The organism is Microcystis sp. LE18-22.4A, assembly GCF_027531105.1.
GTDB classification, from domain to species: domain Bacteria; phylum Cyanobacteriota; class Cyanobacteriia; order Cyanobacteriales; family Microcystaceae; genus Microcystis; species Microcystis aeruginosa.
This window is the reverse complement of record NZ_JAPZRB010000053.1, coordinates 1-7010: the sequence shown is the minus strand read 5'-3', so window position 1 is coordinate 7010 and position 7010 is coordinate 1. Positions and strand designations below refer to the sequence as shown.

Annotated in this window: 6 protein-coding genes; 2 read left to right on the top strand and 4 right to left on the bottom strand. The window is 43.4% G+C overall.

Translation table 11 applies throughout. The features are described from left to right. Positions 1-114 (top strand): transposase (locus O9295_RS02615; RefSeq protein WP_271927689.1); only part of this gene is annotated, 114 nt, incomplete at its 5' end. A 161-nt stretch (positions 115-275) separates the two neighbouring features. Here O9295_RS02615 and O9295_RS02610 read toward each other — a convergent pair. The 4 genes from O9295_RS02610 to O9295_RS02595 all read right to left on the bottom strand — a co-directional run bounded on the left by O9295_RS02610 (position 276) and on the right by O9295_RS02595 (position 6301). Then, on the bottom strand, positions 276-1832 hold the full coding sequence (locus O9295_RS02610; RefSeq protein ID WP_147073185.1) for a CPBP family intramembrane glutamic endopeptidase: 1557 nt from the start codon (positions 1830-1832) through the stop codon (positions 276-278). Between the two features lie 152 nt (positions 1833-1984). After that, a complete protein-coding gene (locus O9295_RS02605; protein ID WP_288031463.1) occupies positions 1985-3211 on the bottom strand; it encodes a glycosyltransferase family 4 protein in 1227 nt (408 codons plus the stop codon). Positions 3212-3394: 183 nt separating this feature from the next. After that, complete coding sequence (gene purD / locus O9295_RS02600; protein WP_002758420.1) at positions 3395-4660, bottom strand: phosphoribosylamine--glycine ligase; 1266 nt, start codon at positions 4658-4660, stop codon at positions 3395-3397. Positions 4661-5032: 372 nt separating this feature from the next. Further along, positions 5033-6301, bottom strand: coding sequence for a Sll1247 family protein (locus tag O9295_RS02595; protein WP_288031460.1), 1269 nt, complete (start codon positions 6299-6301; stop codon positions 5033-5035). 494 nt (positions 6302-6795) lie between these two features. Between O9295_RS02595 and O9295_RS02590 the strand changes: the two genes are divergently transcribed. Continuing rightward, positions 6796-7010: transposase (locus O9295_RS02590; protein WP_287699059.1), on the top strand; the 215-nt coding region annotated here is incomplete at its 3' end.

Here is a 7010-nt window from a genome sequence, read left to right as displayed (position 1 = left end):
ACAGTTGAAGGAATTAATAATAAACTGAAGGTGATTAAAAGGAGAGGCTATGGATTTAGAAACTTTAAAAACTTTAGTCTTAGATGTTTATTAAATTGGCATTTTGCTAGTTGATTTTACATGGTAAGTTCGGAAGAACCGCAGTTTTTTCAATAAGAACCTGATAGCCTTGGTAGAGGAGTTTGATTTTACAGCCTTCTCTCATCAAGATGAAGTAGAAGGGTATTTGTCATCATCTCTAGACTACCCCGAAAACCAGAGACTTTTGACCTCACCTAACCCGCACCGCTGCCCAATAAAAATAAACTTAACAGAGTGCCGCCATTCCAGAGACTATGAACCAACATCGAGGATAATAAATTTTTCGAGCGGGTGTAAACAAAGCCAAGAACACAACCTAGGACGGTTAAAGGCAGCACTTCTGACAAATTTTGGTGAGCAAGGGCGAAAATCAAACTACTAAGCGCAATCGCAGCCCAGACCGGCAGATAACGAGTCAAAGAAGCTAGTAAAAAGCCGCGAAAGACAATTTCCTCGAAAAAAGGAGCGGCAAGGGAAGCAGTAAAGGCAAAACAGAGTAAAGCGAAGGTATTCTGGGATTCTAGAGCTAAAGTCAGCAGCGGGTTACTGCCCCCTTGTCCTTGCCAAATTAGTTGATTAAGCAAAGAAACGATAATAACGAGGGGTAAAGCGACGAAATAGCCGGCTAATCCCCAGAGAAGCCAAGGACTAAAGAGGTTAAAACGAAACCAATCGGGAGGTAAAGGGCGAAAAGGCTTGATCGCTAGGTATAAAACCGATAAACTGCTCACTGTTAAGGCTAAATAACTAACTACAACGTATATTGCTTTAGCTTCTAGGTTAAATTGTTCGGGATTGAGACTCAAGAAACTCGATAAAATCACGAAAATTACCGGTAAAACAATTTGTCCGACGAAAAAGAAACCGATAATTATTCCCCACCAGAGGGTTTCTCCTCCCCACTTAGTTTGCCAAGCGAGACTATCATCTAAAAAGAGCAGCGATCGCTGTTGACGGAGCAGCCACTGCACTAATAAAAAGATCAACAGCACAACACCGATTAAACCGCCGATAAGAGGCAAAAAAGCCAATAAAATTAGTTTAATTAACGCATTAACCGCCACTTCACTCTGTTCTTCCTCTAAAGCGAGTAAATCCTCTTGACGATTTTCGAGACTATATAATTTTTCCAGAATGGTATAACGAAACCATCCTTGAAAATTGCGCTCGATTCTCGCTTCAGCATCGGGGGCAATTTGGGGGGGTTCACTGTACAATCCCTCTAACAGCAGCGCATTTCGTAAAATAGCAGGCTTATAGTTCTTAAATTCTGATTTTTCCTTGATATCTTGCCAGATTTGCCGTGCTGAATCCAAGTCACCTTGACTAGCTTGAATGAGACTTAATTTTAGCTCTAAATCTTTTAAGGAATTGATTTCGCGCTCAAGAGATTTTTTTTGTTCGGGATTAACTGCTGATTTTTCTAGTTCGGTGATTGTTTTTTTGGCACTTTTCTGGGCTGATAAATACTGTTCCTCGGCAGTGGTATAAGGAGCTTCACCGATCAGGGAAGTTTGAATTAATTTAAGATTAGCAAATTCCTCGCTATTAGGGTCAGCATCGCTGCTTAGAGTCGTGGCTTGTAGATTGATATTGGTTTGATATAGTTGAATATTCGATTGGATTTGGGGCTGATTAACACTAGAAATTAAAGCTGTAACTACTGGAGTTAAGGCAATAATTGTTAAGACAAAAGCGAGCGCTTGTTTGAGACTTTGCCAGGGGAGTTTTTTTGAGAAATTATCGAACATGAAAATAGTTAAGTGGGAGTTAGGGGTTAGGTGATGGGGTGATGGGGGTTGGGTAATAGGTGTTGGGGTTTTAGGGTTTTAGGGTTTTAGGGTTTTAGTTGAAATTCCCCCATTTCCCCATTTCCCTATCCCTAATCCCTATACCCTAATTATTAACTAACTACTTGAGAAAAAAGCTTTTCGTATTGATCCAAAGTCTTTTCAAAGGCATAATTTTCCTCTGCGTATTGTCGTCCTTTTTCTCCTAGTATAGTTGCTAAATCTGGGTTTTTATATAGCTTTAAAATAGCCGTAGCTAATGCCTCTGGATCTTCAGGAGTAACCACCAAACCACCACCACTACGCTCGATCGCCCTAGCGGCGGTTCCATCGGCGGGAACAGAAGCAATAATAGCACGACCACTAGCTAATAATACCTGAATTTTGGACGGCATATTAAAGGAAATAACGTTATGTTTTTGCATCACCATACCCACATCGGCGGCTGCTAACATTTCTGGTAATTTTTCCCGGGGTTGAAAGGGTAATAAAAGCACATTACTGGCCCCCTGTTGTTGGCGATACTTTTCTAGGCGATCGAGTGCTTCTTTTTTACCAACAATTACCACTTTAATCTCAGGAATATTAACTAATTGAACTGCGGCATCGATTAAAGTTTCTAAGGGTTGAGTTAGGGCAATATTGCCAGAATATAAAACAACAAATTTGCCCTCAAGATGATTTTCTTGGCGAAAATAATTATTGTTTTTCGGCAGAGGTTTAATAAAGCTTACATCCACCCAATTAGGAATTTCAATAATTTTCTGACTCGGCACATTTTTAGTTAGGAGATTTTTGGTAAAACCATCGGCAATAACCGAGATTTTGCTGGCATTTTGATAGGCAAATTTTTCGAGACGACTAAAAACTTTAATCATTTTCTCATTAGTTAATAATCCCACATGAACTGCCGCATCGGGCAAAATATCCTGTAAATTTAGAATAATCGGTACCCCATATAATTTACTCAATAAAGCGGCGGGAACGCAAACGGGTAATCCGGGGACAGTTAAGAAAATTAGATCGGGTTTTTCACCCTTGAGAGCCTGAAAGAAACTCAAAAAAACAAAGCTCAATTCAAAGAAAATTCGATTTTTTAAACTTCTTTGGGGACGCGCCCAGACGTAGGAACGTTGAATTTTAACACCATTTCGTTCTTCTTCTAGATAGATTTTTCCTCGGTATTCGGGATCGATTTCACTATTAGGATACCAAGGAAAAGCGGTTAAAACCCTGACTTGATGACCTCTTTTAACCAATCCTTCCGCTAATTCTGTCATCAGGGGAGCGATGCCGATCGGTTCGGGATAATAGTTATAAGAATAGAGCAAAATTCGCATAGGGATGGCAATTTGGTTGGGCGATTCAGTTTCATGATTTTATCAATAGTTACTGGTTTTTTGACAAATCAGATGCGCTTTTGTCAGGGATGACCCTAGAAAGAGGTTTGGCATCAGGTGAGGATTAGCGGTGAGAGATGCGGAAAAAAAGGGAAATTGGCCCATAAATTAATCCTCAAAACCTTATTTTTCCCTTACCCGGTGGCCGATATCACGACGATAATAGATGCCCTGAAAGTGTATCCTTTTCACCGATTGATAGGCAAGTTCGATCGCCTGATTAAAATTAGCTCCCATAGCCGTGACACCCAAGACGCGGCCGCCATCGGTGAAGATATCGCCGTGTTTTAAAACCGTGCCGGCGTGGAAAACGATCGCTCCCGCGGTTTCAGCTGCCTTAATTCCAGTGATTAACTGGCCTTTTTCGTAGTGGTCGGGATAACCAGCAGACGCGGCCACCACACAAACGGCACTACCGGATCGCCATTGTAAAGAGGGGAAATCAGTTAATTTTTGTTGAGCGCAAGCCAGCAGTAGCGGTGCCAAGGGAGTTTCCAGTAGGGGTAAAACCGCTTGGGTTTCGGGATCGCCAAAACGACAGTTAAATTCGAGAACTTTTGGCTCTCCGGCGGGGGAAATCATTAAACCCGCGTAGAGGACTCCCCGATAGTCAATGCCGCGTTTTTGTAGGGTGGCGACGATGGGGGCGAGGATGTCTCGGTTTACCGCTTCGATAATGGCGGCGGTGGCTATGGGTGCGGGGGCATAAACTCCCATACCGCCGGTATTTTTGCCGGTATCGCCTTCACCGATCCGCTTGTGATCTTGGGCGGGTAGCAGGGAACGAAAGCTGATCCCATCGGTGAGGGTGAGGATAGACACTTCTTCTCCCTCTAGGAATTCTTCCACCACCACTTTAGTAAAGCCACTGGTAAAAAGATCATCGATCGCTTCTAGGGCCGTATCTACGGTTTCGGCGACAATTACCCCTTTTCCTGCGGCTAATCCGTCAGCTTTCACCACAATTGGCGCTCCTTGCTCTCGGATATAAGTTTTTGCTAATTCTGCATCCGTAAAGGTTTCCGAGACGGCGGTGATAACTGCTGCTTCGCTCATTAATTCTTTTGCCCAGGATTTGCTCGATTCAATTAAGGCCCCGGTTTGTGTGGGGCCAAAAACGGCAATTTCTTGGCCGAGAAGATGATCGGTAATGCCGAGGGAGAGGGGATATTCTGGCCCGACAACCACCAGATCGACGCAATTTTCTCGGGCAAAGCGGCTAATTTCGGCAAAATCCTCCATTGCTATGGGGATATTTTCACATTGAGGTAAAATTGCCGTTCCCCCATTACCTGGAATACAGAACACTTGTTCTACTTCGGGCGATTGCAGCAGTTTCCAAGCCAAGGCGTGTTCTCGACCACCACTGCCGATAACGATAATTTTCACGGATAAACGCAGCCTAAATGACGATGGTTTAATTATCCCCTAGCTCCGGGTCAGCATTGGCTAGAAGTTGAGATTACTTAACTTTTTAATCGATTTGACGGATTCAGGATTCAGGATTCAGGATTCAGGATTCAGGAGTCAGGAGTCAGGAGATAGGAGTCAGGAGATAGGAGATAGGAGTCAGGAGATAGGAGTCAGGAGATAGGAGTCAGGAGATAGGAGATTATTTTATTTATTCTCCCCACACCCCACACCCCACACCCCACACCCCACTTCCCCACTTCCCCACTTCCCCACTTCCCCCCTTCCCCCCTTCCCCCCTTCTCCTCTCATAGACAGTCTTAACAAGTAATTTAGATAGCGAACAGCTGATCACTGGATTTGACGGAGACAGGACAAATCAGCTTGACCGAAATGAATACTAAAAGCTACTTGCAGATTTTCTAGGGATTTAACCAACCAAGGCACCCGCTTGCGAGAATAACTCTCGTAGTGGTTGAATAGAATCGAAAAACGTTTATCTAAGTGGGGTTTTGCCTTGGGACAGATCAAAATCAACTTGAGCAATAACCCCACAGTCCGAGTTACCCCCATATTGGTGATCATATCCATAAAAATGTAATGATCGGGTTTTTGGCCGCTTTCCACCACCAGATAATTTAACAGTTGGCTAGAAGTACGCAGCATGAGAAATTCACTCGGTTTTTGTTGATCGCAGTGGGGTAGAGTATTTTGCAGGACATCGTCGAGTTTTTTGTTAAATTGCCCCTTGCCGTAGTCTAAGGAGGTAATCAGATAATCGTAGAGGTCATTTTTAAAATCTTTATAGGTAGGGGTATAAACTGTATTCGCCAGAAAATTTTGCGAAAGAGCCTTATGAGTATAATTTCCTGCTACCGTCCCCAGATAATGCTTGAGGGCGCGATTTAGCTCCTTATCATTGAGCAGGGTGGGATTTTCTACCGGTTGAATGATTCTCCCCGCTTCTTCCCTGATTTTTGGGCTATGAGCAACCTGTGCCAAACGTACCTGATAGGTGACATAACGAGAGAGATTTACCTCGAAACGGCTCTCGGTTTTCACCTTAATACGTCTAACGGTTTGTCGCTGTTCTCGGGGACTTTCATCACCGAGTAAATAGTAATCATAGAGATAGGGATAACGACTAATCAGGGTTCCCAGGGAAGCGGCGGTTTTTTCGCTGTATTTGCCGCTAATAATTCTCGCCAGACGCTGCAGCCTAACGTAGTCATCCGAGAGGGTAAAATTTTTGACCAGATGGCCCAAATTATTGGGGATGCTGTAATGTCCAGGAGGTGGGGAGGGCAAATTTTCCAGTAGCGATACCAATTCGGGAATTGCTGGCTGATGGGCAGGCTGCGTTTGCCATCGATTCACTAAAATATGACAGCAGCGGTTAAAGAAATGATAAAAACGAATTTCGGCATCTTTGGCCTTGACAAGACGCTCTAGGGCTAAATAAATAGGAGCTTCTTGATAACCGCCACCTTCGATAAACAGACGACGAAAATTCTCGATTAATTGCTCGGGGGAATCGGTCCTGGCGCGGTCGAGCCAATAATCGTATAGTAGCTGTTCTTCGTCTCTTGTTTGTCTTTGTCCAGTGTTTAGACTAGCCATGGTTATTTGATTCAGCCCTCCTAAATCAGTAAGCGGATGGATTTTAGGGCTATGACCATAAAGGGGTCAATTGTGATTAGATAGTAGATGCTCCCTTCTGAGGATGCCCCTATTTTGGGTCATTGTACTGATCGAGTCGATCCATTTTAGCTTGGCAAGTTTGGGAAAATTCCCCTTGGCTTACCCAGCCAAGCTTGCGGACTATGCCCAGATTACTAAAAATTTAGGCAGCGTACCCTGCTAATTAAGTTAGCGAAAGGAACCCCCGATTGTATGTGATCTAAGTCACATTTAAACCTAAATCCATCTTCTAGATAATTCGGAATTTACCTAAAATGTCGGATGAATGCCCCCGCTACATTTTTCGACAAGATACTCACCTTTGCGGGGGATGAAATCCGACCAGAATATCAACCGCGGAGCATCGGTTTAATTCTACCATCTGTAGGTAAACTGTGTTATAATTAATTTAACCAATGGTCGTGGATTGTTAGATGCTAGTCGTAGAAGCAAAGCTAAAAAACGGAACCCCAGAGCAATATCACCAGCTTGATGAAGCTATTAGAACTTCTCAGTTTGTGCGTAACTCTTGTGTTCGTTATTGGATGGACAATCAAGGGACAACCCGCAATGATCTCCAAAAACTTTGTGCGGTACTAGCTAACAATAAAGAGACACCTTGGGTTAATAAATTAAACTCTCAAGCTCG

What these genes read in the sequence shown, in the direction of transcription:
- O9295_RS02595 (WP_288031460.1), bottom strand. Translation starts at nt 6,301, where the DNA reads ATGGCTAGTCTAAACACTGGACAAAGACAAACAAGAGACGAAGAACAG.
- O9295_RS02605 (WP_288031463.1), bottom strand. Translation starts at nt 3,211, where the DNA reads ATGCGAATTTTGCTCTATTCTTATAACTATTATCCCGAACCGATCGGC.
- O9295_RS02610 (WP_147073185.1), bottom strand. Translation starts at nt 1,832, where the DNA reads ATGTTCGATAATTTCTCAAAAAAACTCCCCTGGCAAAGTCTCAAACAA.